Source organism: Actinocorallia libanotica, from assembly GCF_039525175.1.
In the GTDB taxonomy this organism is placed as follows: domain Bacteria; phylum Actinomycetota; class Actinomycetes; order Streptosporangiales; family Streptosporangiaceae; genus Actinocorallia; species Actinocorallia libanotica.
Window position 1 is genome coordinate 102,596 of the sequence record NZ_BAAAHH010000021.1, and the last position, 24,825, is coordinate 127,420.

24 protein-coding genes are annotated in these 24,825 nt (G+C 72.2%); 11 read left to right on the forward strand and 13 right to left on the reverse strand.

The window, feature by feature from the left end:
* Positions 1-78: 78 nt before the first annotated feature.
* The 3 genes from ABD140_RS23855 to ABD140_RS23865 all read right to left on the reverse strand — a co-directional run bounded on the left by ABD140_RS23855 (position 79) and on the right by ABD140_RS23865 (position 4,831).
* Positions 79-780 carry a siderophore-interacting protein gene (locus ABD140_RS23855; protein WP_344243174.1) on the reverse strand — a complete coding sequence of 234 codons (702 nt, stop codon included), beginning with the start codon at positions 778-780 and terminating at the stop codon, positions 79-81.
* Between the two features lie 151 nt (positions 781-931).
* Complete coding sequence (locus ABD140_RS23860; RefSeq protein WP_344243175.1) at positions 932-1,483, reverse strand: EF-hand domain-containing protein; 552 nt, start codon at positions 1,481-1,483, stop codon at positions 932-934.
* A gap of 141 nt (positions 1,484-1,624) precedes the next feature.
* Complete coding sequence (locus ABD140_RS23865; protein ID WP_344243176.1) at positions 1,625-4,831, reverse strand: ATP-binding protein; 3,207 nt, start codon at positions 4,829-4,831, stop codon at positions 1,625-1,627.
* A 94-nt stretch (positions 4,832-4,925) separates the two neighbouring features.
* Here ABD140_RS23865 and ABD140_RS23870 point away from each other — a divergent pair, with 94 nt between their 5' ends.
* Positions 4,926-5,984 (forward strand): DUF4267 domain-containing protein, encoded by a 1,059-nt coding sequence (locus ABD140_RS23870; protein ID WP_344243177.1) that lies wholly within the window; start codon positions 4,926-4,928, stop codon positions 5,982-5,984.
* Between the two features lie 13 nt (positions 5,985-5,997).
* Here the strand turns inward: ABD140_RS23870 and gdhA are convergent, their stop codons facing one another.
* On the reverse strand, positions 5,998-7,338 hold the full coding sequence (gdhA, locus tag ABD140_RS23875) for an NADP-specific glutamate dehydrogenase (RefSeq protein ID WP_344243178.1): 1,341 nt from the start codon (positions 7,336-7,338) through the stop codon (positions 5,998-6,000).
* Between the two features lie 357 nt (positions 7,339-7,695).
* Between gdhA and ABD140_RS23880 the strand changes: the two genes are divergently transcribed.
* Positions 7,696-8,598, forward strand: coding sequence for a hypothetical protein (locus tag ABD140_RS23880; RefSeq protein WP_344243179.1), 903 nt, complete (start codon positions 7,696-7,698; stop codon positions 8,596-8,598).
* On the opposite strand, the gene ABD140_RS23885 is transcribed toward ABD140_RS23880, so the two are convergent.
* Complete coding sequence (locus ABD140_RS23885) at positions 8,589-9,266, reverse strand: TetR/AcrR family transcriptional regulator (RefSeq protein WP_344243180.1); 678 nt, start codon at positions 9,264-9,266, stop codon at positions 8,589-8,591. The genes ABD140_RS23880 and ABD140_RS23885 overlap by 10 nt on opposite strands.
* Before the next feature lie 158 nt (positions 9,267-9,424).
* Here ABD140_RS23885 and ABD140_RS23890 point away from each other — a divergent pair, with 158 nt between their 5' ends.
* Positions 9,425-10,657, forward strand: coding sequence for an oxygenase MpaB family protein (locus ABD140_RS23890; protein ID WP_344243181.1), 1,233 nt, complete (start codon positions 9,425-9,427; stop codon positions 10,655-10,657).
* A 102-nt stretch (positions 10,658-10,759) separates the two neighbouring features.
* Here ABD140_RS23890 and ABD140_RS23895 read toward each other — a convergent pair whose 3' ends face one another.
* The 4 genes from ABD140_RS23895 to ABD140_RS23910 form a co-directional block, all read right to left on the reverse strand.
* Entirely contained in the window at positions 10,760-11,383 is a 624-nt protein-coding gene (locus ABD140_RS23895; RefSeq protein WP_344243182.1) for a response regulator, read from the reverse strand.
* Positions 11,380-12,609, reverse strand: a complete 1,230-nt coding sequence (locus tag ABD140_RS23900; protein ID WP_344243183.1) for a sensor histidine kinase — start codon at positions 12,607-12,609, stop codon at positions 11,380-11,382. Before ABD140_RS23900 ends, ABD140_RS23895 begins: the two co-directional genes overlap by 4 nt.
* 13 nt (positions 12,610-12,622) lie before the next feature.
* Positions 12,623-13,765 (reverse strand): DUF418 domain-containing protein, encoded by a 1,143-nt coding sequence (locus tag ABD140_RS23905; RefSeq protein WP_344243184.1) that lies wholly within the window; start codon positions 13,763-13,765, stop codon positions 12,623-12,625.
* 132 nt (positions 13,766-13,897) lie between these two features.
* Positions 13,898-14,458, reverse strand: coding sequence for a TetR/AcrR family transcriptional regulator (locus ABD140_RS23910; RefSeq protein ID WP_344243185.1), 561 nt, complete (start codon positions 14,456-14,458; stop codon positions 13,898-13,900).
* 74 nt (positions 14,459-14,532) lie between these two features.
* Between ABD140_RS23910 and ABD140_RS23915 the strand changes: the two genes are divergently transcribed.
* The 5 genes from ABD140_RS23915 (at position 14,533) to ABD140_RS23935 (ending at position 19,121) form a co-directional block, all read left to right on the forward strand.
* Entirely contained in the window at positions 14,533-15,159 is a 627-nt protein-coding gene (locus tag ABD140_RS23915; protein ID WP_344243186.1) for an FMN-dependent NADH-azoreductase, read from the forward strand.
* Positions 15,156-15,470 carry a DMT family transporter gene (locus ABD140_RS23920; RefSeq protein WP_344243187.1) on the forward strand — a complete coding sequence of 105 codons (315 nt, stop codon included), beginning with the start codon at positions 15,156-15,158 and terminating at the stop codon, positions 15,468-15,470. Before ABD140_RS23915 ends, ABD140_RS23920 begins: the two co-directional genes overlap by 4 nt.
* Before the next feature lie 325 nt (positions 15,471-15,795).
* Entirely contained in the window at positions 15,796-17,325 is a 1,530-nt protein-coding gene (locus ABD140_RS23925) for a DHA2 family efflux MFS transporter permease subunit (protein ID WP_344243188.1), read from the forward strand.
* A 104-nt stretch (positions 17,326-17,429) separates the two neighbouring features.
* A complete protein-coding gene (locus ABD140_RS23930) occupies positions 17,430-18,161 on the forward strand; it encodes a DUF7873 family protein (RefSeq protein ID WP_344243189.1) in 732 nt (243 codons plus the stop codon).
* Between the two features lie 561 nt (positions 18,162-18,722).
* Entirely contained in the window at positions 18,723-19,121 is a 399-nt protein-coding gene (locus ABD140_RS23935) for a BlaI/MecI/CopY family transcriptional regulator (RefSeq protein WP_344243191.1), read from the forward strand.
* A gap of 91 nt (positions 19,122-19,212) precedes the next feature.
* On the opposite strand, the gene ABD140_RS23940 is transcribed toward ABD140_RS23935, so the two are convergent.
* Positions 19,213-19,431 (reverse strand): hypothetical protein, encoded by a 219-nt coding sequence (locus tag ABD140_RS23940; protein ID WP_344243192.1) that lies wholly within the window; start codon positions 19,429-19,431, stop codon positions 19,213-19,215.
* Between the two features lie 158 nt (positions 19,432-19,589).
* Here ABD140_RS23940 and ABD140_RS23945 point away from each other — a divergent pair, with 158 nt between their 5' ends.
* Both ABD140_RS23945 and ABD140_RS23950 read left to right on the forward strand, forming a co-directional pair.
* Entirely contained in the window at positions 19,590-20,105 is a 516-nt protein-coding gene (locus ABD140_RS23945) for a nuclear transport factor 2 family protein (RefSeq protein WP_344243193.1), read from the forward strand.
* Positions 20,102-20,935, forward strand: coding sequence for an SDR family NAD(P)-dependent oxidoreductase (locus ABD140_RS23950; protein WP_344243194.1), 834 nt, complete (start codon positions 20,102-20,104; stop codon positions 20,933-20,935). The genes ABD140_RS23945 and ABD140_RS23950 overlap by 4 nt, the downstream gene beginning before the upstream one ends.
* Before the next feature lie 25 nt (positions 20,936-20,960).
* Here the strand turns inward: ABD140_RS23950 and ABD140_RS23955 are convergent, their stop codons facing one another.
* The 3 genes from ABD140_RS23955 to ABD140_RS23965 are packed head-to-tail and all read right to left on the reverse strand — an operon-like array spanning position 20,961 to position 24,070.
* Positions 20,961-21,227 carry an acyl carrier protein gene (locus ABD140_RS23955; RefSeq protein WP_344243195.1) on the reverse strand — a complete coding sequence of 89 codons (267 nt, stop codon included), beginning with the start codon at positions 21,225-21,227 and terminating at the stop codon, positions 20,961-20,963.
* Positions 21,228-21,263: 36 nt separating this feature from the next.
* Positions 21,264-23,006 (reverse strand): fatty acyl-AMP ligase, encoded by a 1,743-nt coding sequence (locus tag ABD140_RS23960; protein ID WP_344243196.1) that lies wholly within the window; start codon positions 23,004-23,006, stop codon positions 21,264-21,266.
* Entirely contained in the window at positions 23,003-24,070 is a 1,068-nt protein-coding gene (locus ABD140_RS23965; protein ID WP_344243197.1) for an SDR family oxidoreductase, read from the reverse strand. The genes ABD140_RS23960 and ABD140_RS23965 overlap by 4 nt, the downstream gene beginning before the upstream one ends.
* An 81-nt stretch (positions 24,071-24,151) precedes the next feature.
* Here ABD140_RS23965 and ABD140_RS23970 point away from each other — a divergent pair, with 81 nt between their 5' ends.
* A complete protein-coding gene (locus ABD140_RS23970) occupies positions 24,152-24,712 on the forward strand; it encodes an EF-hand domain-containing protein (protein WP_344243198.1) in 561 nt (186 codons plus the stop codon).
* The last annotated feature ends 113 nt before the right edge of the window (positions 24,713-24,825 follow it).

Consider the following 24,825-nt stretch of genomic DNA (forward strand, 5'->3'; position numbering starts at 1 on the left):
CGCCTCTCACTTACGCGCTCTCACGAGATTTTTTCGCCGGCCGCCGACGGCACTTCCGCTCGAAGTCAGCGCGGCCGTTCAGTCCATGCCGCGGCGGCCCGGGGTCCAGAAGGGCTTGACCACGATGTCGCGGCGCGGCCAGTCGCGGTCGTGCAGCAGGTGGCGTTTGACGGCCTGGCAGGTCTTCGCCTCGCCGGCGAGGTAGGCGACGGTTCCCGGGGTGATGCCTTCCAGGGAGGCCACGGCTTCCACCAGCCGTGCGGAGTCGAAGGCGGAGTCCGTGCCGCGGTCGAGCCACGCCACGTCGCCGTCGAGCGGGAGCCTGTCGGCGGTGTCGCCCGCTTCCACGACGGCCCGCGCCTTCCCGTCGAGGGAGCGCATCATCGCGCCGAACGCCACCGAGGCCGTCTCCTCGCCGACGAACAGGTGGCCCGGCGCGCCCTCCCGTACGGTGAACCCGCCTTCTGGCGCCTTGAACATCACCTGGGTGTCCGGCTTCAACTCCTGGGCCCACCGGGCGCCGGGGCCTTCACCGTGCCCGAACACCCGGAGCTCCAGCGCGTCACCGTCGTAGTCCCACACCGAGTAGGTGCGCAGCAGGTCACGGGCGGCTCGCAGCGACAGCTCCCCCACCTGCACCCGCACGTGCTGCCCCGGCTTCCAGTCGAGCCCGCCGACGCCCTCCAGCCGGACGCGCCGCCACCGGCCCCCGGCGTCCTCGACCGCGGTGGCGGCCCCCCGCACCAGCAGCCGCTCCAGCACCCAGTCGCCACGTCCCATCGAGACCCCTTAACGATATATCGAACAGGGTCTTCAGATTATTACTCGACATATCGGACGCCAAGGTGACGTGGCTCACACGCCGAGGCGTCCTCGCCGTGCCGTGGCGAGGTGCCCGGCCCGGGACGGCCGCCCCGGGCCGGACCGCGCGTCAGGCGCCGAGGCGGCCGAAGATCAGGCTGCCCGCGGCGTTGAGGTCGGGCGAGTAGAAGAACTCCCGGATCGCCCGGATGTACTCCTGGCGGCTGATGGCCCCGTCGCCGTCGAGGTCCATCTCCACGAACGAGTCCATCGCGTCCGGAGCGGCGATGCCCCACACGTCCAGGTACTGCTTGAACTCCGCCTTGCTGATGGTGTTGTCACCGTCGGCGTCCATGATGTCGAAGACGGCGTGCGGGATCCCCTCGACCATGTTGAAGCGGCTGGTGTCCACGCTCACCGCGCGGTTGGCGTGGTAGTACTGCTCCTTGTCCAGGCGGTCGCCGCCGTTGGCGTGGCGCAGCAGCTCCATCCAGTACATCTGGTGGGCGGCCGTCAGCGCGTGCGCCCTGCGGTCGTTCCTGTCGATCCCGTAGGAGCTCAGGTAGCGGTCGATGATCCGCTGGTAGTCGTTCCAGTCGACGTAGCCGTCGCCGTTGGAGTCGGTCGCGCTGAACATCCGGTCCAGCTTCGCGGTGATCGGGTCGATGGCGGCGGTGGTCATGGCGGTGCTCGCTTTCGTGACGTGGAGTGCTGCCCGAACTCCAGCAGCAAACTCTACGTGTCCATTCGTTCACCATGCGTAACGAAAGAAACGGGAGTGAGATGACCGGTGCGACGGTCGCCGTTCGGGATGCGCGCGCCGCTAGGGCGCGGACTCCCCTTGGGGCGCGTTCCACAGGGCGGCGATCTCGGCGGCGCGCTGGAAGTGCGGGGCGGGGTCCCGGCCGAGGAGGCGGGCGAGCTCGCCCAGGGTGCGGGCGGGCGGCTGCAGGGCGACCGACAGGCTCTCCAGGCCGGCGGGCGGGCCGTCGCGGTACGGGAGCAGCGCCTCGTACAGGGCCGCGGCCTCCTGCTCGTCGCCCAAGGCGATCACGGTCATGGCGCGGAAGGTGCAGAACAGCGTGAAGAAGTAGTCCGGCTGGATCCGGGCGGCGGAATCGTGGAGGCGGCGTGCCTCGTCGAGTCGGCCCGCGGCGGCGTTCGCGGCGGCGAAGACGTCGGCGACCGAAGGGAGGAACTCGGGCGGAACGTTCGTGATCGCGGCGGCGAAGTCGGCCAGCGTGCCGCGTGACACCGCCAGCGTCGCGTGCGCGAGCATGCTGAAACCGGCGGTGTGCAGGGAGCCCTGTTCGGCCATCGCCTCGGTCGCCACGGCGTAGTGGCGTTCCGCGTCGTCCAGGCGTCCCTCGGCGTGGGCGAAGGACGCTCTGGCGTTCTCGCAGACGGCGGTCGCCTCGGGCATGCGGTAGCGGCGGGCCAGTTCCGCCGCCTCGGAGAGCAGAGCGCGCGCCTGGTCGGGGCGGCCCTGCTGCGCGGCGACCCCGGCGAGGTTGAACGTGCCCGACCACGAAGCGGCGGGGATGTCGTGTTCGGCCCCCAGTTCGCGCAGTTCGCGGGCGCGCTCCACCTGGCGGCCGGCCTCCCGGGGGTCGTGTTCGCGGCAGAGTGTGAAGAGCGTCAACACGCGCAGCTTCGGGTCGCCCAGGCTCCGCGCGATCTCCACGGCCTCCTGGGCGGCGGCTCGGGCACCTGCGTCGCCGAGGCCCGACAGTTCGGCGGCGTAGGCGTCGAGGAGGCGGCACCGGACGTCCGGGGCGAGGCCGTCGCGTTCCAGGAGGCGGGAGAGCAGCCCGACGAGGTGGTGGTCGACGATCCCGTAGGGGCGGAGCTGCCAGGGGGCGGGTTCGGTCCACGCGGTGAAGGCCGCCAGCAGCAGGTCGTCGCGCCCGGCCGCCTCCGCCAGGTCGACGGCGCGGCGGCGGGTGGCGCGGGCGTCCTGGACCGCGCCCGCGCGCGCCTGGGCGCGGAGCAGGCGGCCCAGCAGGTCGACGCGGGCGGCGTCGTCCCGGTCCGGGAGGCGTTCGAAGGACTCCAGGGCCTGGGTGAGCAGCTCGACCGCCGTCTCGTGCGCGTAGCGGTTCTCGGCCAGGTCGGCGGCCCGGACGGCGTACGCGACGGCCTTGGCGGCGGTCGCGGCGGAGGCGGCGCGGTGGAAGTGGTACGCCAGCGCCGGCGCGTCGTCGGGAGTGAGGCGCTCCAGGGCCGCGCCCAGCCTCGCGTGCATGCGGGTGCGGCGCAGCGCGCTGAGGTCGGCGATCATCGTGTCGCGGACGAGCGCGTGCGTGAACCGGATCCTGCCCGGTGCCCGCTCGGTGAGCAGCCCGGCGACAAGCCCGGCGTCGAGGGCGTCCAGCACGCCGTTCTCATCGGTGTCGGCCGCCATGACGAGCGTGTCCGCGTCGGCCTCGCGGCCCGCGAGCGCGGCCAGGCGCAGGACGGCGACGGCGGGCTCGGGCAGGCGTGCGAGACGGCGGCGCAGCACGTCGCGCACGCCCTCGGGGACCTCCGAGGTCGCCACGAGCGCGCCCTCGCTGCTGAGCAGCCTCGCGCTCTCCCGGACGTAGAAGGGGTTGCCGCCGGTGCGTTCGGCGAGCGCGGCGACCGTGGCGGCGTCCACGCCGGTGTCGCATTCGGCGGCGATGAGCCGGGCGACCGCCGGCTCGGGCAGCCCGCGCAGGGGCAGGCGCAGCGGGGAACGGCGGGCCAGGACGGCCAGCGCGCCGGTGAGGCGCGCGCCGGTCTCGTCGGCCCGGAACGCCGCGACCAGGAGCAGGGGCGCGTCTCCGGAGAGGGCGGACAGCAGGGTGAGGGTCTCGGCGTCGGCCCAGTGCAGGTCGTCGAGCATGACGGCCAGGGGGCGCCGCCGTGCCGCGTCGTTCAGCCAGTCCCAGACGGCGCGGTGGAGGCGGAACCGGCCGGCCGTGGTGTCGCGGGGCCCGGCGGTGGAGGCGTCCCGCAGCAGCGGCGCGACCTCCTCGGGGGCCGGGACGTGCCGGGCGAGGGCGGTGAGGGCCTCCGTCCACGCCCATGCCGGGGGCGCGCTCTCGCTTTCGGGGCAGCGGCCGGTCGTGACGAGCCAGCCGCTCTGCTCCAGGGAGCCGGCCAGGCGGGTCAGCAGGGCGGTCTTGCCCAGTCCGGCCTCGCCGGTGACGAGCGCGACGCGCGGGCCGCCGCCCTTGCCCGCCAGTTCGGCCAGCGCGGCGAGTTCGTCGTCGCGGCCCAGGAAGAGCTCGCGGTCGGGGACCGGTGCGGGGACGGGCAGGGAGGGGGGCGCGGGGTGTCCGAGGTCGTCGGTGCGCTGCTGGAGGATCGCCGTTTCCAGGTCGGTCAGCGCGGGTCCCGGATCGAGGCCGAGTTCGTCGGCGAGCGTGGTGCGGGCCCTGCGGAGGGCGGCGAGGGCGTCGGCCTGGCGGCCTGAGTTCCACAACGCCAGCGCCAGCAGGCGCCATCCCTCCTCGCGGAGCGGCTCGTCGCCGGTGAGGAGTTCGGCCTCGGGCACGGCGCCGGTGGCGTCGCCCGCGCGCAGCAGGGCTGCGACGTGCTGCTCGCGGGCGGCCAGACGCAGTTCGTCCAGGCGGCCGGTCTCGGCCTGCGCCCACGGCTCGTCGGCGAACTCCGCGAACGCCGGACCGCGCCACAGCGCCAAGCCGTCCGCCAGCCGTTCGGGATCCCGGACGAGCGCGTCGAAGTGCCAGGCGTCCACGGCGTCGTCGGGAAGGCGCAGCGCGTAGCCGGGCGCGGCGGAGACGAGCACCCGCGCCGGAGCGCGCGGCGGGCGCTCGGGCTCCAGCAGCCTGCGCAGGTTGGAGATGTAGGCCTGCAGGGAGGTGACGGCCTGGGCGGGCGGCTCGCCGCTCCACAGGTCCTCGATCATGCGGTCCACCGAGACGACCCGGCCGCGGGCGGCGACCAGCAGCGCCAGGACGGCCCGCTGCCTCGGCCCGCCCAGCGCCACCCGCGCGCCCGACACCTCGGCCTCGAACGCCCCGAATACCCGAATTCGCACCATCGCGGACTCATCGTAGTGTCCCCGACGATCTCCAAGCCGCGCTCCAAGTCGCGCTCCAAGTCGGCTCCATGACGCCCGGAGCAACCTTGGGGACATGAACGACACGAGCACCGACACGGTCCGCACCGCCCGCCCCTTCACCCACTCCATGGTCGTCATCCACCGCGGCATCCGCCGCGAGTCGCGCCTGCTGGCCGAGATGATCGGCGCTACCCGGCCCGGCGACCGCCGCCGCGCCCGCGCGCTCACCGCGCACCTGTCGGACTACCTGATGGCCCTGCACAACCACCACCACGGCGAGGACGAGCTGATCTGGCCGCTGCTGCTGTCGCGGGTGGACCTGGACGCCGACGTCGTCCTGCGGATGGAGGCCCAGCACGAGAAGGTCGCCGCGACCATCGAGCGGATCCGCGGCCTCATCGGTCCGTGGACGCGGACCGCCGACGCCGCCGGCCGCGACGCCCTGGCCGCCGCGCTCACCGAGCACCGCGCCGTCCTGGTCGAGCACCTCGACGACGAGGAGGCGAACCTGCTGCCGCTGGCCGAACGCCACCTCACCGAGGACGAGTGGAACGCCCAGGGCGAGCACTTCGCCCTGCACACCCCCAAGACCAAGATCCTGACGCTCCTCGGCGTCGTCCTGGAGGACGCGACACCGCAGGAGCGCACGGAGTTCCTCGCCGGACTGCCCGCCCCGGCCCGCGCGATCTGGCGGCTCTACGGGCAGCGCCACCACGCGGCCCGGATGAGGCGGCTCCGCGAGGACGTCCGCACGTCCCGCACCGGCACCGCACTCGCCGCCCTCACCGGCGTCGGCATCACCTACGTCGGGCTCAGCTACCTCATCGACCCGGTGGCCACCGCGTCGGGCTTCGGCCTTCCGGTCTGGCCGACCGGCGACGAGGCCGCGTGGCTGAACATCAAGGGCGTCCGCGACCTCGGTACCGGCCTCACCGTCTTCGCGCTCCTGGCCGCGGGCAAGCGCGAGGCGCTCGGCTGGGTGATGCTCGCGTTCGCGACCATCCCCGCCGGGGACATGCTGACGATCCTCGCCCACCACGGCTCGAAGGCCGCGGCGTTCGGCATCCACGGCGCCACGTCCGCGGCGGTGCTCGCCTCGGGCCTGCTGCTCCTGCGCGCCGCCCGCCGCTGACGTGGCCCGGAGGTCAGATCACGCCCAGGGCCAGCATCGCGTCGGCCACCCTGCGGAAGCCGTCGATGTTGGAGCTGGCGACGTAGTTGCCCGGCATGCCGTACTCGTCGGCGGTCTGGAGGCAGCGGGCGTGGATGTCCTGCATGATCTCCCGGAGGCGGCGCTCGGAGTGCTCGAAGGTCCACGAGTCGCGGCTGGCGTTCTGCTGCATCTCCAGCGCGCTGGTCGCCACGCCGCCCGCGTTGGCCGCCTTGCCCGGGGCGAACGCGACGCCCGCCTCCAGGAAGATCTTGATGCCCTCGGGCGTGGTCGGCATGTTGGCGCCCTCGCCCACGGCGATGCAGCCCTTGTCCACCAGGAAGGCGGCGTCGGCGCCCGTGATCTCGTTCTGGGTGGCGGACGGCATGGCCACCTCGCAGGGCACCTCCCAGACGCTGCGGCCGGGGACGAAGACGGCCTCGCCGCCGCGGCGCGCCGCGTACACGTCCAGCCGGGCCCGCTCGACCTGCTTGACCTGCTTGAGCAGGTCGAGGTCGATGCCCTTCTCGTCGACCACGTAACCGGAGGAGTCGGAGCAGGCCACGACGACGCCGCCGAGCTGCTGGACCTTCTCGACGGTGTAGATCGCCACGTTGCCGGAGCCGGAGACCACGACCCGCTTGCCGTCGAACGACGTGCCCCGCGCCTTCAGCATCTCCTCGACGAAGAACGTGCAGCCGTAGCCGGTGGCCTCCGTGCGTACCTGGGCGCCGCCGTACACCAGCCCCTTGCCGGTGATCACGCCGGACTCGTAGCGGTTGGTGATGCGCTTGTACTGGCCGAACAGGTAGCCGATCTCCCGGCCGCCGACGCCGATGTCGCCGGCGGGGACGTCGGTGTACTCGCCGATGTGCCGGTAGAGCTCCGTCATGAAGCTCTGGCAGAAGTTCATCACCTCGCGGTCGGAGCGGCCCTTGGGGTCGAAGTCCGATCCGCCCTTGCCGCCGCCGATGGGCAGGCCCGTCAGGCTGTTCTTGAAGATCTGCTCGAAGCCCAGGAACTTCACGATGCCCAGGTAGACCGACGGGTGGAAGCGGAGCCCGCCCTTGTACGGACCCAGGGCGCTGTTGAACTCCACGCGGAAGCCGCGGTTGATCTGCACCTCGCCCTGGTCGTCGACCCACGGCACGCGGAAGATGATCTGGCGCTCGGGCTCGCAGATCCGCTCAATGATCTTGGACTCGGCGTACTCGGGGTGCTTGCCGAGGACCGGGCCGATGCTGTCGAGCACCTCGCGCACCGCCTGGTGGAACTCGATCTCGCCAGGGTTGCGGCGCAGGACGCTCTCATAGATCGACGCCAGTTTCTCGTGCAAAACGTACTCCCAAATCGTGATGTCGCCCCTCACTTTACGAGGCAGCGCACGGTGAGCCGGACGCACCCTCCCGTTGCCCCGGCGCGAACGCGGGAGGTCAGCGCACTTCCCGGACCACCGGCCGCGCCGCCGAGGGCCCTGCTCGGCCGCTCGGCGGGTCCGGGGGTCACCGCGCGGGCGGCCCCGGGGCGAAGTGACGCCGTTGTCTAGTAGAAGATCACGCTCGGTCAACAGGCTCCACACGAGCCAACCACGAGAAAGAGGCGGTGCAAGACGCAGAAATCCTCATAAGTAAAGGGTTACTTTTGACAGCGCCGTCGGGTAACAATGTCCCTCAACCAGGAGGGAGTGCGACTCATGGGAACGGGCATCCCGATCGTTCTGGCCATGGCCGCGGTGTCGAGTTGCTTCTACTTCCTGGGGATCGTCCTCTTCAGGAGCGCGGCTCCCGTGCTGCCACCGCTGCGGGGGACGCGGCCGGTCCACTTCGCCCTGTCGGTACTGACCTGCGGGGTCTGGCTGGCGGGCGGGTGCGTCATGGCGGTGGGGCTGGCGCTGCAGTTCGCCGCCTTCACCCGGCTCTCCCTCGCCGACCTGGCGCCGGCGCTGCTGTGCGGGCTGGTCCTCCTGATACTGCTGGCCGCCACCATCCCGGGCGAGCGGCTGAGCGGGAACGAGTCGACCTGCCTGGCGGTGATGGCCGCGGCCGGCATGGTGGTCGCCTGGTCCGGGCCCGGCACGCCGCCGCCGGTGCCCGCTCCGGTGCTGCTCCTGCTCGCGGTGCCCTCGCTCGTGATCCCGGTGCTGATCTTCTCGCTCGGCGACGCGCGGCCCGAGGGGCAGCACGCCAGGCCGCTGACCGGCATCGCCTACGGGCTGAGCGCGGGCATCCTCATCGGCCTGGCCGAGCTGGCCCTCGGCCTCCAGGCCCGCGAGGGGCTCGTTCCCTCCGCCCCCCTGCTCTGCCTCTTCGCGCTCGCGGTCGCCTGCGGCGTCGCCCAGCTCCAGATCGCCCTGCAGCGCTGCCGGATGACCATCGTGGTGTTCGTCGCGACCGTCGTCGCCAAGGTCTACCTCGTGGTGGTCGGCGGGCTGCTGTGCCTCGGCTCGGACACCGCGCCCTTCTCCGCGCCCTGGCTCCTGGTGCCGGGGCTCTTCCTCCTCGCCGCAGCCCTCCTCCTCACCCCGCACTACGAGACGCCGCGGCGGCCCGTGCCGGGTGCGGGCCCGTTCCGGCCGCGGAGCAGATCTCAGGAGTGACCGGGCGCGGGCGGCTCCAGCATCGGCACGAGGAAGCGCCGGGCCAGCGCGGCCACCTGATCGTCGTCGTCGATGTCGACGAGGAGGCTGGGGATCGCCAGGAAGGACGCGGAGATCCGGACCATCATCTCGGCGACGGAGTCGACGTCCAGGTCGGCCGAGACGTTGCCCGCGCGCTGCTCGCGGCGGAGCTGCCCGGCGACGAACCACCGCACGGTGGCCACGAACCGCCCCCCGTCGCCGATCATCGAGGGGACGACCATGTCCGGTTCCGCGGCGATCAGGCCGCCGATCAGCGGGTTGCCGCGGATGGTGCGCAGCGAGCTGACGAAGCCCAGCACCACGCGGTCGGCGACGGTCTCGGCGCGGGCGATGTCGGCCAGGAAGCGGTCGAAGTAGCGGCGGAACTCCCGGCGCACCACCTGCTCGACCAGCGCGTCCTTGGTGGTGAACCGCCGGTAGACCGTGATGCGCGAGACGCCGGCCCGCCGCGCCACGTCCTCCATGGTGGAGCGCTGGACGCCCATCCGGCAGAACTGCTCGTACGCCGCGTCGAGGACGCGCGCACGGGCCTCGTCCAGCTCGTCCGCCTGCTCGACGGCGTCGGTGTACGCGCGCTCCAGCAGCGACTCCGGGCCCGGGGCGGGGAAGGGCGGCGCAGGTTCCATGGTCTCCTCCTGAAACCGCCCATTCTCTCCCACCTCCCGGTGAAGGAGGCGGGTTCTGGGGCTTGTGACGGGCGACACGGTGTGCTCTTATTGGACTCGCCGTACATGATATGGAGATGCAGGATGTGTTTCACCGTATCATTCGAGAGGAGCCAAGCATGGTAGAGCGCAGCAGACGTGAGGTCCTGCTCACGGGTGGAGCACTCGGCGCGGTCGGCGCGCTGGCCGCCGCGAGCCCCGCGTGGTCCTGGTCCCCCCGGGGATCGGTCATCGGCGAGGGCGACGGCCTGGACCCCAAGGCCGTGTGGGACCCCGAGGCCGACCTTGTGGTCGCCGCCGTGATCGACCGGGGCGAGACCGCCAAGGTCAACGAACTCCTGAAGACCTGGACCAAGAACGGCCAGCCGCTGCCGGACGGGCTGCCCGCGGACCTGAAGGCGTTCATGGAGAAGGCCCGTCAGCTGCCGTCGTGGGCGGACGAGGGCAAGCTGGACGCGGCGGTGAACTTCAACGAGAAGCGCGGCCTGTACCTGGGCGTCACCTACGGGTTCGTCAGCGGGATGCTGAGCACCGTCATCCCCCGGGAGGCGCGGGCGGTCTACTACTCCAAGGGCGGCGCGGACATGCGCGACCGCATCACCAAGACCGCGAAGCTGGGTTACGACGTCGGCACGAAGAACGCCTTCAAGCCCGACGGCGAGATGATCGTGACGTGCGTGAAGACGCGGCTGGCGCACTCGGGCGTGCGGCACCTGCTGCCCAAGTCACCGCACTGGGACAAGGTCGCCGACGAGGCGATCCCGATCAGCCAGGCCGACATGATGGTCACCTGGCACAGCCTGCCCACGACGGTGATGCAGCAGCTGACCCGGTGGAAGGTTCCCATCGCCCCGGCGGAGTCCGAGGGGTTCCTGCACTCCTGGCAGGTCACCGCGCACATGCTCGGCATCAAGGACGAGTACATCCCTGCCTCCTGGGACGAGGCGAACGCCCAGGCCGCGCAGGTCCTCACCCCGATCCTCGGCCCCACCCCCGAGGGCGTCAAGCTGGCCGACATCCTGCTGAACCTGGCCGACTTCGTCGACGGCGGCCACGTGAGCGCGCCGGTCCTGTCGGCGCTCACCCGCTACACCCTGGGCGACGAGATCGCCGGCTGGCTGAAGATCCGCGAGACGCCGTTCTGGAGCGGCATCCTGGAGACCGCCTGGGAGCCGTTCATCGCCGTGCGCGAGGGCCTCCTCTCCCTGGAGAGGGCGCCCGGCCCGGTGCAGAAGTTCTACTGGCTCTTCGACGAGATCCTCCGCCTGGGCGTCCTGCTCGTCCTGTCCGGAGCGAAGTTCCCGATCAGCATCGAGATCCCCGCGTCCAACAACCCGAACTACCCGAACTGACCCGGCGCACCGCCGAGCAGGACCGCGTCTCGACGAGCACGATCCTGCCCGGCGGCCACCTGAGACCCGCCGCCCCCCGCCCGGCCCCGGTGCGGGAGGGCGTCAGGGCAGCAGGCCCCGCTCGTAGGCGGCGGCCACGGCCGAGGCGCGGTCGGAGACGCCCAGCTTCGTGTAGACGTGCGCCAGGTGCGTCTTCACCGTCGTCTCGCTGATGAACAGCTCCGCGGCCGCCTCCTTGTTGGTGAAGCCCCGCGCGACCAGGGAGAGCACGGTGCGTTCGCGTTCGCTCAGGCCGGCGGGGGCGGGAGTGCGGACCCGGTCGAGGACGCGGGTGGCCACGGCCGGGGAGAGCACCGTCTCCCCCGCGGCCGCCGCGCGTACGGCGCGGAAGACCTCCTCGCGGGGGGAGTCCTTGAGGAGGTACCCGATGGCTCCCGCGGTCAGGGCGGGCAGGACGTCCTCGTCTCCGTCGTAGGTGGTCAGGACCAGCACGCGGGCCGACGGCACCCGTTCCGCCAGCCGCGCGATGAACTCCGCTCCCCCGAGGCCGGGCATGCGCAGGTCGGTCAGGACGACGTCGGGGCGTTCCCGGGCGGCCACGGCCAGTCCCCGCTCCCCGTCCTCCGCCTCGCCCACGACCTCGATGTCGGGCTGTTCGACGAACATGCCGCGCAGGCCGTCGCGGACGACGGGGTGGTCGTCGACGATCACCAGCCGGACGCTCATCCCTCCTCCCGTTCGGCCGCGGCGGGGATCGCGGGGACCGTCACGCTGATCGCGGTGCCCTGGCCGGGCGCCGACTCCACCTCGACGTTCCCGGCCAGCCGGACGACCCGCTGCCGCATGGCGGTGAGGCCGAAGCCCGCGCCGCCCGTCGCGGAGGGGGCGAACCCCCGTCCGTCATCTCGGATATCGGCTACCACCACGTCCTCCATGTACGACAGGGTGACACCGGTCTTGGCGGCTTCGGCGTGCCGTGCCACGTTGGCCAGCGCCTCCTGCACGGCCCGGTACACCGAGACCTCGACCTCGGGGTGCAGCAGCCGGGCGGTGCCGGTGACGGTGAACGCGGCGGGGCACTCGTTCGCGGCGCTCCAGCCCGACACCAGCTCCGACAGCGCCTCGGGCAGCCTCGTCCCCGTCAGCGGCCCGGGGCGCAGGCCGTCCAGGGACCGGCGGACCTCGGCCAGGCTCTCCCTGGCCAGGTCGCGTGCGACGCCCAGACGCCGTCGTACCGTCTCGGCGTCGTGCGCCGCCTCCTCAGCCGCCTCCAACTGGGTGACGATGCCCGCCAGGCCCTGGGCGACGGTGTCGTGGATCTCCCTCGCGAGCCTTCCGCGCTCCCCTGCGACGCCGGTCTGCCGGGCCGCCGCCAGGAGTCTGCCCTGCAGCTCGGCGTTCTCCTCACCGAGCCGGGCGAGACGGAGGTTGGCGTTCTCCAGCGCCCGGTTGGCGGCGCGGCGGCGGGCGACCTCGGCCTCCAGCGTCCTGATGCTCCAGCCGATGAACGACGCCAGCACCGCTCCGGCGAGCGCCGACGCGGCCGGCCAGGGATTCCCGGTGTCCAGCAGGACGGACGGGTCGCCCACCACGGCGAACGCCGCGACGACCACCCCGAGGTAGGCGTATCCGCCGGGAAGCGTGACGAAGGCCGTGGGGAAGCAGGCGAACACCAGGAGCACGTACGCCGGGTGCCGCGAGGACAACACCTCCGCCAGCACGAGGAGCCCGGCGAAGTAGACCGCCATCGGCGCCGGCGCGCGCTCCGGCCAGCCGGGATGCGCCAGCACCATCCACCAGTGCCACACCGCCACGGCTGCGGCCAGCGCGGCCGTGACGAGCTTGTCGCGCGGCGGCACCGACGGATCCGCCGCCGCGATCAGGGCGGCCGCCGCGAGGAGGACCAGCGGCAGGAGGCGCCACGCCCGATCCCAGTCCTTGATCCGCAGCACGCCGCCCTCGCTCTCAACCGCGCCGGTAGGTCAGGCGCCGCAGCAGCGTCTCGGCGGGGCCGCGTGCTCCGGCCCTGCGCATGCACTCGGCGACGGCCACCGTCGCGGCCCACGTGCCCAGGGCCAGCGCGACCGTGGCGGCCGAGCCCAGCCGTCCGCCGAGCCCGATCGCATAAGGCGGCAGAAGCGCCACGAACACCACAGACTGGAGAAGGTAACACGTCATCGAACGCCGGCCGCATGCCGAAAGCGCGGTCACCAGCGGGCCGCGCCGCGTCCCGATCCGCTGCGCGAGCAGGGCGATCAGAGCGGCGTATCCCAGGCCCGCGGCGATCCCCGACACCGCGTGGACGGCGTTGAGCGCCATCACCGCGCCGGTTCCCTCCACGTCGAGGACGCCGATCGCGGCCAGGCCCAGCGGCAGTCCGCCGAGCGCCCCGATGAGCGGTCCCCCCACCGCGGCCCGCCGCATCAGCCCGTCCGGCACGGCCATGAGGTCGCGGCGCGCGGCCCAGACGCCCACGAGCCCGGCGGTGAACACGCCCGTCATCCCGACCGGGGTCATCAGCCACTCGACCGGCCGCAGCGCCAGCGCCGTCAGCGGGTCCTCGACCGCGAGCGACCAGAAGATGGCGCGCTCCTCCGGGTCGTGCGGAACGCTGTAGGCCAGGGCGGACAGCAGGGCGACGGGCACGAGCCAGGCCCCGGCCAGGACCAGCAGGGTCCGGTCGCGCACCCGCAGCAGCAGGCAGATCACGAGCCCGAGCAGCCCGTAGACGCCGAGCACGTCCCCGGAGAACAGCAGCACGGCGTGGGCGGCGCCGAACAGGAGCAGCCACCGGCTCCGCCGCCGCAGGATCCGCAGCCCTTCGGCGTCGTCCCGCCGCCGGTTCCAGATCTGGACCATGCCGTAGCCGAACAGCGCGGCGAACATCGGGTAGGCGCGCCCGTCCACGAACGTCATGCTCAGCGCCGCCGCCACCCGGTTCGGCAGGTCGTGCTCGACGATGTGCTGCCGGATCCCGTACGGGCGGCCGTACAGGTAGACGGCGGAGTTGGCCACCGCGATCAACGCCAGCATGACGCCCCTGGCGAGGTCGGGCGCGAGCCTGCGCTCGCCCTCCCCGACCGGCCGCAATCCCAGCGTGGCGACCATGTTTCCTCCTCGGCTCGGTGGGTTCTCACCGAGTGTGCGAGAAGTGCCCCGTCCACCGGATCGTGCGACAGTGCGCACATCGTCGGCAGACGGACGACGCCCCCCATCCTCCATTCGGAGGATGGAGGACGCTCAGGGGGACTCCTGGGCGATGGCCGTCGTGAGCCTGGCCAGGGCCGCGGTGATCTGGGCGGGGGGCAGGCCGAGGGCCTCCCGCTGGTAGCCGTAGACCTCGGGGGCCAGGGGCGCGAGCAGGACGTCGACGAGAGCGTCCGGAGCCGGGGTGCCGGCCGCGGTCAGGAGCGCTCGTACGTGGGCGCGCCAGAAACCGTAGGCGCCGGTCTCGAAGCGGGAACGGCCCACTTCCGAGCCGAGCACCAGGTGCCGGTGGTCCTCCAGCAGCCGCACCATGGCGGCGTAGAAGGCCGCCAGCCGTTCGGCGGGCGGGGCGCCGGGGCCCAGAGGCGGCTCGCCGCGCATCAGCCGCTCCTGCAGATCGCGTTCGTGCTCGTCGAGCAGCGCGACGGCGATCGAGGCCCGGTCCGGATAGCGCCGGTAGAGCGTGCCCCGGCCCACCCCCGCCTTCTTCGCGATGTCGTCCATCGTCACGTCCTGCGGCGCCTTCTCCGCGAAGAGCGCGGCGGCGGCCTCCAGGATCCTGGCGCGGTTGCGCGCGGCATCGGCTCTCTCCATGAGGGGATTGTATATGGACACCATGTCCGGTTATGGTGATCCGGACACAATGTCCACTTAACCGGGGAGAACCCATGCTGCTGCATCTGGACGCCAGCGCCCGCCGGACGTCGTTCTCGCGGAAGCTGTCGAGCGCCTACGCCGAGAACTGGCGGGCCGCCCGCCCCGAGGCCGGATACGCCTACCGCGACCTGGCCGCCCGGCCCGTGCCGCACATCGGCGAGGCCTGGACCGAGCTGTGCGACCACATCCTGGAGCACGAGATCACGGACATCTCCCGCTACCGGGAGGCGGTCCGCACGCCCGCCCAGGAACAGGCGTGGAAGATCGTGGAGCCGCTGCTCGCCGAGGTGGTCGCCGCCGACGTCATCCTGATCGGCGCGCCGATGTACAACTACTCGATCCCGTCCTCGCTCAAGGCCTGGATCGACCAGATCACCTTCCCGAAGATGTCGCTGGAAGGCCGCTCGTTCGTGGTGACCGGCGCGCGCGGCGGCGCGTACGGACCGGGCACTCCGCGCGAACCGTACGACCACCAGGAGCGCTACCTGCGCGACTTCTTCAAGGGCCACTTCCGGGTCGAGGACGTGACGTTCATCCACGCGGAACTCGTCAACGCCCGCGTCGACCCGGCGCTGGCCCACCTGCGCGACCGGCACGAGGAGTCCCTGGCCGCCGCGCTCCGGGAGGCGGCGCGATGAACTGGCTGGTCCTCCTTCTGGCCGGCCTGGTGGAAGTGGCGTGGTCGCAGAGCATCAAACCGACGCACAACTTCACCCGGCCGGTCCCCACACTGGTCTGCCTGGGCCTGATGGCCGCCGCCGTCTGGCTGCTCTCGCAGGCCATGAACACCCTGCCGGTCGGCACCGCCTACGCCGTCTTCACCGGCATCGGCGCCGTCGGCGCGATCACCCTCGGCGCCCTTCTCGGCGACGATCCCGTCTCCGCGGGCCGGATGGCGGCGCTCGCCCTCATCGTCGGGGGAATCGTGCTGGCCAGGGTCGCCACCTGAGCCGGGAGCCGCCGGGCTGGCCCGGCGGACAGGGGGCAGTGACTGTGCTCACACAGGTGGCCGTAGTCCCGGGGGGCGGTGTCGGGGGTGCGGAGCGGGTGGGATCGTAGGAGAGGCGGCCGGGACCTACGGCCGCTCCGATCGAGGTCCGTGTGCTCTTGCGGCGGGTTCGGATCGGCATAGCGGCCCGCGGACCAGTCTGGAAACGCCTTCTCCGGTGGAATAAGGGCGGTCCATCGCGCGGCTGATCGGTAAGGCCGGGGGGTCCTCCGGCACGAATGCTTGTCCAGCCCGCACACCGGGCGCTCAAGATGGGAACCACAAGTTGAGTTCTTCAGCCCCCCTGAAGACGAAATCCGGACCCGGTGACCAACCGGAGAACAACGGCGGCGGCCTCGACAAGGGCGTGCTCGCCGTCGCGTCGGTCGTGGTCCTCGGTGCGATCATGTCGATCCTCGACGTCACCGTGGTCCACATCGCCGTCCCCTCCCTCTCCCAGGAGTTCGGGGCGCCGCTGTCGCAGATCCAGTGGGTCGCGACCGGCTACACCCTGGCGCTGGCCACCGTGATCCCGGTGACCGGGTGGGCGGCGAGCCGGTTCGGCACCAAGCGGCTCTACATGATCTCGCTCGGGCTGTTCGTGGTCGGCTCGGCGCTGGCCGGCATGGCCTGGTCGGTGGAGTCACTGATCGCCTTCCGGGTGCTGCAGGGCCTGGGCGGCGGCATGATCATGCCCGCGGGCATGACGATCCTGACCCAGAAGGCGGGCCCGCAGCGGGTCGGCCAGGTGATGAGCGTCGTCGGCATCCCGATGCTGCTCGGCCCGATCAGCGGCCCGATCCTCGGCGGGTGGCTGGTCGACGACGTCTCGTGGCGCTGGATCTTCTACATCAACGTGCCCGTCGGCGTGTTCTCGCTGTTCCTGGCCTGGCGGATCCTGGACCGTGACACACCCCAGCCCGGTGAGCGGCTCGACCTGCTCGGCCTGCTGCTGCTCTCCCCCGGCCTCGCCGCGCTGATCTACGGCCTGGCCACCGGTGCGGAGAAGGGCGCGTTCGACTCCGCCGAGGTGATCGGGTTCACCGCCGCCGGCGCGGTCCTGGTGGCCGGATTCGTGGTGCGGGCGCTGCGCGCCGAGGTGCCGCTGATCGACCTGCGGCTGTTCAAGCGCCGATCGGTCGCCGCGGCGTCCGGCACGATGGTGCTGTTCGGCCTGGCGTTCTTCGGCGCGATGTTCCTGATGCCGATGTACTACCAGGTGGTGCGGGGCGAGAGCGCCTTCCACACCGGCCTGCTGCTGATCCCCCAGGGACTCGGCGCGATGCTCACGATGCCGATCGGCGGCAAGCTCACCGACAAGATCGGTCCCGGCCGGGTGGTCCTGGGCGGGCTGGTGTTCATCGTCGCGGGCATGATCGGTTTCACCACCCAGATGGACGTCGACACCTCCAAGACGGTGCTGGGCGTCGCGCTGTTCGTCATGGGCCTGGGCATGGGCATGACGATGATGCCGACCATGTCGGCGGCCATGCAGTCCCTCGGCCACGACGAGGTGCCGCGCGCCAGCACCGCCCTGAACATCATCCAGCAGGTCGCCGGTTCGATCGGCACCGCGGCCATCTCGGTCATCCTCACCAACGAGCTCGCCGACCGGATGCCCGGCGGGGGCGGCGGCCTCGGCTCGACGGAGGAGGTGCCGCCGGAGGTGATGGCGCAGCTGGCCCCGAAGATGGCCGAGTCGTTCAGCGCCACCTTCTGGTGGGCGCTCGCCCTGCTCGTGCTGGCCTTCGTCCCGGCGCTGCTGCTGCCGCGGAAGCGCCCGGACGCGTCGGTCAACGTCATGCCGATGCACTGACCGCTCCGGTGTGAAGGGGCCCGCCGCATCAGCGGCGGGCCCCTTTTCCCTGCCGGCGGTTTATTCGGAGGCGGTCCCGGGGCGGCGCGCAGTACGCTCGCCGGGTGCCGAAGCTGAACCAGATCATCGCGGTGGAAAAGGGGACCAAGTCCCGGACTCAGCGTGACCTGACCGACGCCTACCACCGGTTGCAGAAGCCCGCCCTGCTGACGGGCATCTCGCGGACGTACCAGCCGAACGACGACGAGGGCGAGATCCTGCCTCCGGAGTCGACGCGGGTCCAGGTCCGGGCGGAGGACGTCCTGCGGGAGGCCGGGGCCGCGCTGTCACGGCTGTTCGACGTGGTCGCGACCAAGGACTGGGCGAACTGCGAGGCCCGCGCGGACGTCGTCGTGGACGGGCAGGCCGTGCTGACCGACGTGCCGGTCACCTACCTGCTGTTCCTCGAGAAGCAGCTCACCGACCTGCAGACCCTCATCGGCAAGCTCCCGACCCTGGACGCCGCCGAGACGTGGACGTTCGACGAGTCCGCGGACGTGTGGCGGACGGAGCAGGTCCGCACGACCCGGACGAAGAAGGTGCCGCGCGCGCACGTCCTGTACGAGGCGACGGACAAGCATCCCGCCCAGGTCGAGACCTACACCGAGGACATCGTCGTCGGCACCTGGACCAAGGTCGGCTTCTCGGGCGCCATGCCCGCCAGGCGGATCAACGAGCTGCGCGAGCGCGTGGACCGGCTCATGGCCGCGGTGAAGTACGCGCGCGAGGAGGCCAACGGGATCGAGGCCGTCGACCGGCGGGTCGGCGACGCGGTGTTCCGCTATCTTTTCGCCTGACCGAAGACTCCCCCGCTGGAGCGCGGGGGTCCGGGCCGGCGGCCCGGAAAGCTGAGGATGAGGCTCAGTCTGAACAGAGGTGACAGTGCAGGTTCGAGTCCTGCCCCCGGCACCCGTGCCGGGGTGGCCCAACGGTAGAGGCAGCCCGGTCAAACTCAGACTCTCGCTCCAATCTCAGCACGCACCGCTCATCGCCGGATCGACCGGACGGGGACGAAGATCGACGGGGCGCCGGTTCGAATCCGGCTCGCGCCTCTTTCACGGCGCGGTGGCTCAGCCAGGCAGAGCACGTCATCATGATGGATGATCCCCGTCCTTAAACGCCGTCGGCGTGTCACAAGGGCGGAAAAACAGGGCCCCGGGGCTGGGCAGCTCCCGGGGCCCACCCGTTTCCGGGCGGACCCGGCCCCCGATGCCGATGGAGCGGTCGGACCCGGCCTGTTAACTACTTTTGTAGTAGTACGTAGCATGGTCGCCTACGACACACGTCCCGGGATCGGGTGCCGGCCACCGCGTCGGCGGTCGCCGCCCGGACGGCCGTCACGGCCGGGGGGAGGCGGGATGCAGGACCGGGAGCACGGACGGCGCCGCGGCCAGGGGGAGCTGGAGGCGGAGGTGCTGGCCGCGCTGCGCGAGGCACCCGCTCCGGCGAGCACGGCCTGGGTGCAGGAGCGGCTCGGCGGCTCCCTCGCCTACACCACGGTGATCACCATCCTGACGCGCCTGCTGGCCAAGGGAGCCGTGACGCGCGAGAAGGCGGGCCGGTTCTTCGTGTGGACGCCGGCGGCCGACGAGGCGGGCCTGGCGGCGCAGCGGATGCACCGGATCCTGGACGGGGAGAGCGACCGCGGCACGGTGCTGGCCAGGTTCGTGACGGCGTTGACGCCGGGAGACGAGCAGGTGCTGCGGGAACTGCTGGAACGAGCGGCTGGAGCACCGAAGGGGCCGGACGCCCCCTGACGGGAGCACGCCGCCCTTCGCCGATGGTGCGGCCGCCGGGCGACCGCACCACCCGAACCCGGCCCGTCCAGAACGTGCCGGACGGGGCCGACTACCCGGCGGCGTCCAGGGCCGCCAGGGCCTGGGCCCAGCGGACGTACTTCAGGTCGGCCAGGTCCGCGACCGTGGTGACGCCGAACGCCTCCTTCAGCAGTTCGCCGTCACGGTCGGAGACGCCCTTCAGCGCGGAGACCGGAGCCGCCAGGATCTCCGCCAGCCCCTTGTCCGCCCACGCCTTGTCCAGCACCTTCGCCAGGTCGATCGCAGCCACGTACGCCCTCCGGTGGTCTCAATTTCTACACGTCTGTAGAAGCATAAGGGGTGCGGGGTCCGGCTCGCCGTACGGCGGGACCTCTCGCGACGCGAGTGATGGTTCCGGTGGGTGAGAAAGGGGTGGCCCGGGCGACCGGAGGGGCCTAGCTTCGGGACATGGCGGCGATCTCGGGCGAAACGGCCCGCACCCTGGAGGAGCGCGTCGCGGCGCTCGAGGCGATCGAGGCGATCAAGACGGCCAAGCACCGGTACCTGCGGGCCTGCGACCGCAAGGACCCGAAGGCCTTCCGGGAGTGCTTCGTCACCGAGGGGGCGGTGCTCGACTACGGGCCGCTCGGGGCGTTCGAGGGCGCCGAGGCGCTCACCGCCGTCTTCGAGAAGATCGCGCTGGGGCGGGACGGGGAGGGGCGGTACGCCGTCCTCGACATGCACCACGCGATGAACCCGGTGATCGAACTGCTCGGCGACGGACGGGCCGCAGGGGCGTGGAGCCTGCGGTTCCGTCAGGTCGACCGCGTCGCGGGCACCGAGAAGGTCAGCGCCATCGAGTACGACGACCGCTACGAGCTGGAAGACGGGCGGTGGAGGATCCGGTCGTCCCGCGTGACGGTGCTGTGGGAGATGGTCCGACCGCTGGCCGAAGGAACCATTTTCCAAGGGAGTCACGCGTGAGTGTGGAAGAACGTGTCGCGCTGGTCACCGGCGGGAGCCGCGGCGTCGGCGAGGGCGTCGCGGTCGGGCTGGGCGAGGCCGGCTGGACGGTCGTCGTCTCCGGGCGGAACACCGAGCGGCTGGACCGGACCGTCGCCCGGGTGGAGGAGGCGGGCGGACGCGGGCAGGCCGTCGTCTGCGACCACTCCGACGACCTCCAGGTCGAGGTGCTGGTCCGGCGCGTCGAGGAGGAGCACGGACGGCTGGACCTCCTGGTGAACAACGCCTGGGCGGGCCCGTCGGACATGAACCACGAGCAGCCCGAACCGTTCTGGGAGCGGCCCCTGTCGGACTGGGACTCGCTCATCGGGATCGGGCTGCGCGCCCACTACGTGGCGAGCCGTGCCGCGGCCCCCGCAATGGTGGCGCGGGGCTCCGGCCTGATCGTCAACGTCTCGTCGGTGGGCACCCGCGCCTACCTGCACTCCGCCCTGTACGGCATCTCCAAGGCCGGACTGGACAAGATGACCCACGACACCGCTCTGGAACTGCGGGAGCACGGCGTCACCGTGCTCTCCCTGTGGCCCGGCCTGATCCGCACCGAGCGGCTGCTGGCCAGCGGCAGGGAGACGGTCTTCGGCGTCTCCATCAACGACACCGAGACGCCCGAGCTCCAGGGCCGCGTGATCGCCGCCCTCGCCGCCGACCCCGACGTCCACCGCCGCACGGGACAGGTGGTCATCAGCGCGGAGGCCGCGGTGGAGTACGCCATCGCCGAGCCCGGCGGCGGAACCCCCGTCTCCCCCCGGAAGATGTTCGGCGGAGGCCCGGTCTTCCCGCCCCTCCCCTGACCTCCCGCCCGAAGGGGCGCCGCCTTCACCCTCCCCCTCGCTCCCTGATCCGCAGGAGTTCGGTGAGGTGGGCGGCGAGCGCGTCGATCGTGGGGTGGTCCCAGGGGAGTGTCGGTTCCACCAGCAGGCCGGTGGCCTCCTCGATGTCCACGCACAGGGACAGGGCGTGCGCGGAGTCCAGGCCGTAGCGGCGGAGCTTGGCCGACGGGTCGAGCTCGGCGGGCGGGAGGCCGAGGTGCCCCGCCACCTTCTCGGTGAGCCAGCGGTGCAGGTCGGGGTGGGAGTCGGGCACGGGTCCCTCCGGGGTCGGGGGCGGGGCTCTCCGGGGTCAGGGAGAGGCGGGCAGCAGGTCCTTCAGGGCGGGTTCGAGTTCGGTGTGCACGGGCGTGAGCCCGCCGCGGAGGAGGAGGTCCCGCATGTGCCGCCGGCGGAGCTTGCCGCTGGTGGTCTGCCGCACCTCGCCGTGGCCCACCACGACCACGCTCACCGGGACGCCGAACCGCCCGGTCAGCCGGTCGAGGATCCGGTCGGCCATCTCGCCGGCGTGCCCCTCCCGTCCCCGGCGGACCTCCTGGACGAGGACGACGTGCTCGCCGGAGCCCCGCCGCACGACGCCGAACGCGACGCCTCGTCCGGACGCGGGGTGGGCCGCGCGGGCGGCCTCCTCCAGGTCGTGCGGGTGGAGGTTGCGGCCCCGGACGATGATGACGTCCTTGAGCCGTCCGGTGACGTAGAGCCGCCCGTCCAGCAGGAAGCCCAGGTCGCCGGTGCGCAGCCAGCGGCCGTCGTCGCCCGTGCGGAACGTCGCGCGGGTGGCGTCCGGGCGGCCGCGGTATCCGGCGGCGACGCTCGGACCGGCCACCTGGATCTCCCCTATCCCGCCGTCGGGCAGCGGGGCGAGGGTGTCCGGGTCGACGATCCGCAGGTCGAGGCCGGTGGGCGAGCCGCACGCCACGAGGGGGACGCCGTCGGCGGACGGGACGGCGCGGCGGCGTTCGAGGCCGTCGGGAGCGAAGCGGCGGACGGTCGGGCCCAGGCCGCGCGGGGTGCAGGTGACCATGAGGGTGCATTCCGCCAGGCCGTAGCCGGGGTTCCAGGTGGTCGGACGGAAGCCCGCGGGGGCGAACTTCCGCGCGAAGGCGTCGAGCGTGCCCGGGTTGATGGGTTCGGCTCCGCTGAGCGCCATGGTCAGCGAGGAGAGATCCAGCCCGGCGCACTCGGCGTCGGTGATCCTGCGGGTGCACCAGGAGTAGCCGAAGTCCGGGGCGACCGTCCAGTCGGCCCGGTACCGGCTGATCGCCTCCAGCCAGCGCACGGGGCGCGCGACGAACGCGTTCGGGGACATGAGCACCAGGTCGGCGCCGGTGTGCAGGGCCTGGAGCTGCAGGCCGACCAGCCCCATGTCGTGGTAATGCGGCAGCCATCCGGCGATCCGCCGGGGCGGGACGGCTCCGGCCAGCTCCCGGAACAGCCCGAGGTTGTGCAGGAGCCCGCGGTGCGAGACCTCGACCCCGCGCGGCTCGCTCGTCGAACCGGAGGTGTACTGCAGGTAGGCGATCGTGTCGCCGCTCATCGCGGGCGGCGACCAGGCGTCCGGATCAGCGGCCCCCGCGCCGTCCCGAACCGGCGGATCGGCGGCCTCCGCGCCGCCCCGCCGGATGGGCGGGACGGCGTGGACCGGTGGGGCGGCGGGCTCGGACGCGTGCGCCATCTCGGTGAGGGCTGAGGCGTGTGCCGCGTCGGTGAGGACCAGGGCGGCGCCGGAGTCCGCCAGGAGGGCGCGCACGCGGTCCGCGTGCTGCCCGCCCGCCTGCGGGAGGGGCGCGGGGACGGCGAGCGCGCGGGCGTACAGGCAGCCGAGGAACGCGACGGTGAAGTCGAGCCCGGCGGGGTAGAGCAGCAGCACGGGGCGGTCGGCCATGCCGAGGCCGGTGAGCCACACCGCGACGGCGCGCGCCCGCCGGTCCAGCTCGGTGAAGGTGAGGCGTTCCTCCTCCAGGTCGTCCCGGAGGAAGACGAACGCCCGGTCGTCGCGGAGCCGTTCCCTCAGGTAAGTGACGAAATCACTCATTCCGGCAGCCCTTCCCGTACGTACCAGGAGACCAGGCGGTCGACGGTCTCCGCGGTGACCGCGGGCGGTGCCGCGTCCTGGCTCCACGCGAAGTCGTAGTGGTGGCGGAAGTACGTCGCGGTGTACCTGGCGCGCATGTTGACGACCGCCTCGAAGCGGTCGAACGGGTCGGCCTCGATCTCCTCCGGGGCGGCGGGCACCAGCTCGATCGGCAGCCGTGCGTTGACCGCGGCGAACAGGTCGCGGACCCGCACGCTCGTGCCGTTCACCACGTGGCGGACGGGCCGGGCGAAGTCGCCGTCGGCCAGGGCCAGCAGCCGGGCGACCGTGGTGTCGACGGGCGTCAGGTGGACGTTGGCGTCGGGATGGCAGGGCAGCCGTACCCGCCCGCCGGGGCTGCGGCGGGCGAAGAAGGCCATCACGCGGAGGAAGTCGTACAGCCCGTAGTCGGTCAGGGCCCGGCCCGTCCGGGAGTGGCCCACCATCACGCCCAGCCGCACCACCAGCGCCTCGCCCGCACGGGCCGTCCGCGAACGGGCCAAAGCGATCTCGGCCTCGCGTTTGGAGTACTCGTAGAAGTTGCGGAACCGCTCCGGAGGGGCGTGCTCGGGCCACTCCTCGGGCACTCCCCGGGTGTCGAGCCCGCACTGGTAGGCCGTGCCGACGGAGACGTAGCGCGATCCGGGCCGCGCGTAACGCTCGTACGCCTCCAGGGTGTTCGCCGAGCCCGCCACGTTGACGGCGAGGAGGTCCTCCTCGCGGCGCGGGAAGAAGGTGACGAGCGCGGCGTTGTGCCAGTAGGTGCAGGGTTCGGCGAAGACCTCCGCGGCGGCCGCGCCGGACAGGCCGGCGCCGGGCTCGTCCAGCGCGAACCGGCGCACCCGGAGCCGGTCGGCGAGCGCCTCGTCGAGGCCGAGGCACAGCAGGGCGTCCGCGACCCTGCGGCGCACCACCTCCGCCGACGCCCTGGCCAGGCCGACCACCTCGTCCCCGCGCGCCAGCAGGGCGCCGATCAGATGGGAACCGACGAACCCGTTCGCCCCGTCAATCACATGTGTGGCCATCAAGCCAGGTTCCCACGGGTGCTAACGGATAGTAAATTCTCGAACGGTAAGAGTGATCAGACCTTCGGGAGGACCCGCTCCATGTCCGATGTGCTGCACCGCAAGATGGCCCACCTGTTCGCCCTCCTGGACGTCGACGACGACGGCACGGTCGACCGGATGGACTACACCGCCTCGGCCGACCGGCTCGTCACCGCGTTCGGGTTCGCGCCCGGCTCCGCCGAGTCGCTGCGGGTGCGGGACCGGTACGCCCGGCTGTGGGACGAGGTGACGCTCCCCATGGACGTCGACGGCGACGAAAGGGTGGACGTCGCGGAGTTCGCGGCGGGGTTCGACACGTTCGTCACCGCGCGCGAGGAGGGGTACCGCGAGCACGTCGCTCCGGTCGCCGACGCCTTCTACGACCTGATGGACGTCGACGGCGACGGCCGGATCACCCGCACCGAGTACCTCCGGATGGCCGTGAGCGCCTTCCGCATGTCCGAGGATGCGGGCCGGACCGCCTTCGACCACCTCGACCTGGACTCCAACGGCTGGCTCAGCCGCGAGGAGCTCCACCTGGCCAACGAGCAGTACTTCCGCAGCGCCGACGAGCAGGCGCCCGGCAACTGGCTCTTCGGCCCCCTTCCCTCCGTGACGTGACGTGACGGCGGGCGCCGCCCGCCCCCGTCCTCTCGTGTCGCTCCCATCAGGCCGAACGCGCCGGATGAGACTCCAGTCTTGTCATACATCATCCATGATTCGTATGGTGTGTG

Excerpts from the sequence above, each read along its gene's own strand:
- ABD140_RS23855 (WP_344243174.1), bottom strand. The coding sequence starts at position 780 with ATGGGACGTGGCGACTGGGTGCTGGAGCGGCTGCTGGTGCGGGGGGCC.
- ABD140_RS23860 (WP_344243175.1), bottom strand. The coding sequence starts at position 1,483 with ATGACCACCGCCGCCATCGACCCGATCACCGCGAAGCTGGACCGGATG.
- ABD140_RS23865 (WP_344243176.1), bottom strand. The coding sequence starts at position 4,831 with ATGGTGCGAATTCGGGTATTCGGGGCGTTCGAGGCCGAGGTGTCGGGC.
- ABD140_RS23870 (WP_344243177.1), top strand. The coding sequence starts at position 4,926 with ATGAACGACACGAGCACCGACACGGTCCGCACCGCCCGCCCCTTCACC.
- ABD140_RS23880 (WP_344243179.1), top strand. The coding sequence starts at position 7,696 with ATGGGAACGGGCATCCCGATCGTTCTGGCCATGGCCGCGGTGTCGAGT.
- ABD140_RS23885 (WP_344243180.1), bottom strand. The coding sequence starts at position 9,266 with ATGGAACCTGCGCCGCCCTTCCCCGCCCCGGGCCCGGAGTCGCTGCTG.
- ABD140_RS23890 (WP_344243181.1), top strand. The coding sequence starts at position 9,425 with ATGGTAGAGCGCAGCAGACGTGAGGTCCTGCTCACGGGTGGAGCACTC.
- ABD140_RS23895 (WP_344243182.1), bottom strand. The coding sequence starts at position 11,383 with ATGAGCGTCCGGCTGGTGATCGTCGACGACCACCCCGTCGTCCGCGAC.
- ABD140_RS23905 (WP_344243184.1), bottom strand. The coding sequence starts at position 13,765 with ATGGTCGCCACGCTGGGATTGCGGCCGGTCGGGGAGGGCGAGCGCAGG.
- ABD140_RS23910 (WP_344243185.1), bottom strand. The coding sequence starts at position 14,458 with ATGGAGAGAGCCGATGCCGCGCGCAACCGCGCCAGGATCCTGGAGGCC.
- ABD140_RS23915 (WP_344243186.1), top strand. The coding sequence starts at position 14,533 with ATGCTGCTGCATCTGGACGCCAGCGCCCGCCGGACGTCGTTCTCGCGG.
- ABD140_RS23920 (WP_344243187.1), top strand. The coding sequence starts at position 15,156 with ATGAACTGGCTGGTCCTCCTTCTGGCCGGCCTGGTGGAAGTGGCGTGG.
- ABD140_RS23935 (WP_344243191.1), top strand. The coding sequence starts at position 18,723 with ATGCAGGACCGGGAGCACGGACGGCGCCGCGGCCAGGGGGAGCTGGAG.
- ABD140_RS23945 (WP_344243193.1), top strand. The coding sequence starts at position 19,590 with ATGGCGGCGATCTCGGGCGAAACGGCCCGCACCCTGGAGGAGCGCGTC.
- ABD140_RS23960 (WP_344243196.1), bottom strand. The coding sequence starts at position 23,006 with ATGAGTGATTTCGTCACTTACCTGAGGGAACGGCTCCGCGACGACCGG.
- ABD140_RS23965 (WP_344243197.1), bottom strand. The coding sequence starts at position 24,070 with ATGGCCACACATGTGATTGACGGGGCGAACGGGTTCGTCGGTTCCCAT.
- ABD140_RS23970 (WP_344243198.1), top strand. The coding sequence starts at position 24,152 with ATGTCCGATGTGCTGCACCGCAAGATGGCCCACCTGTTCGCCCTCCTG.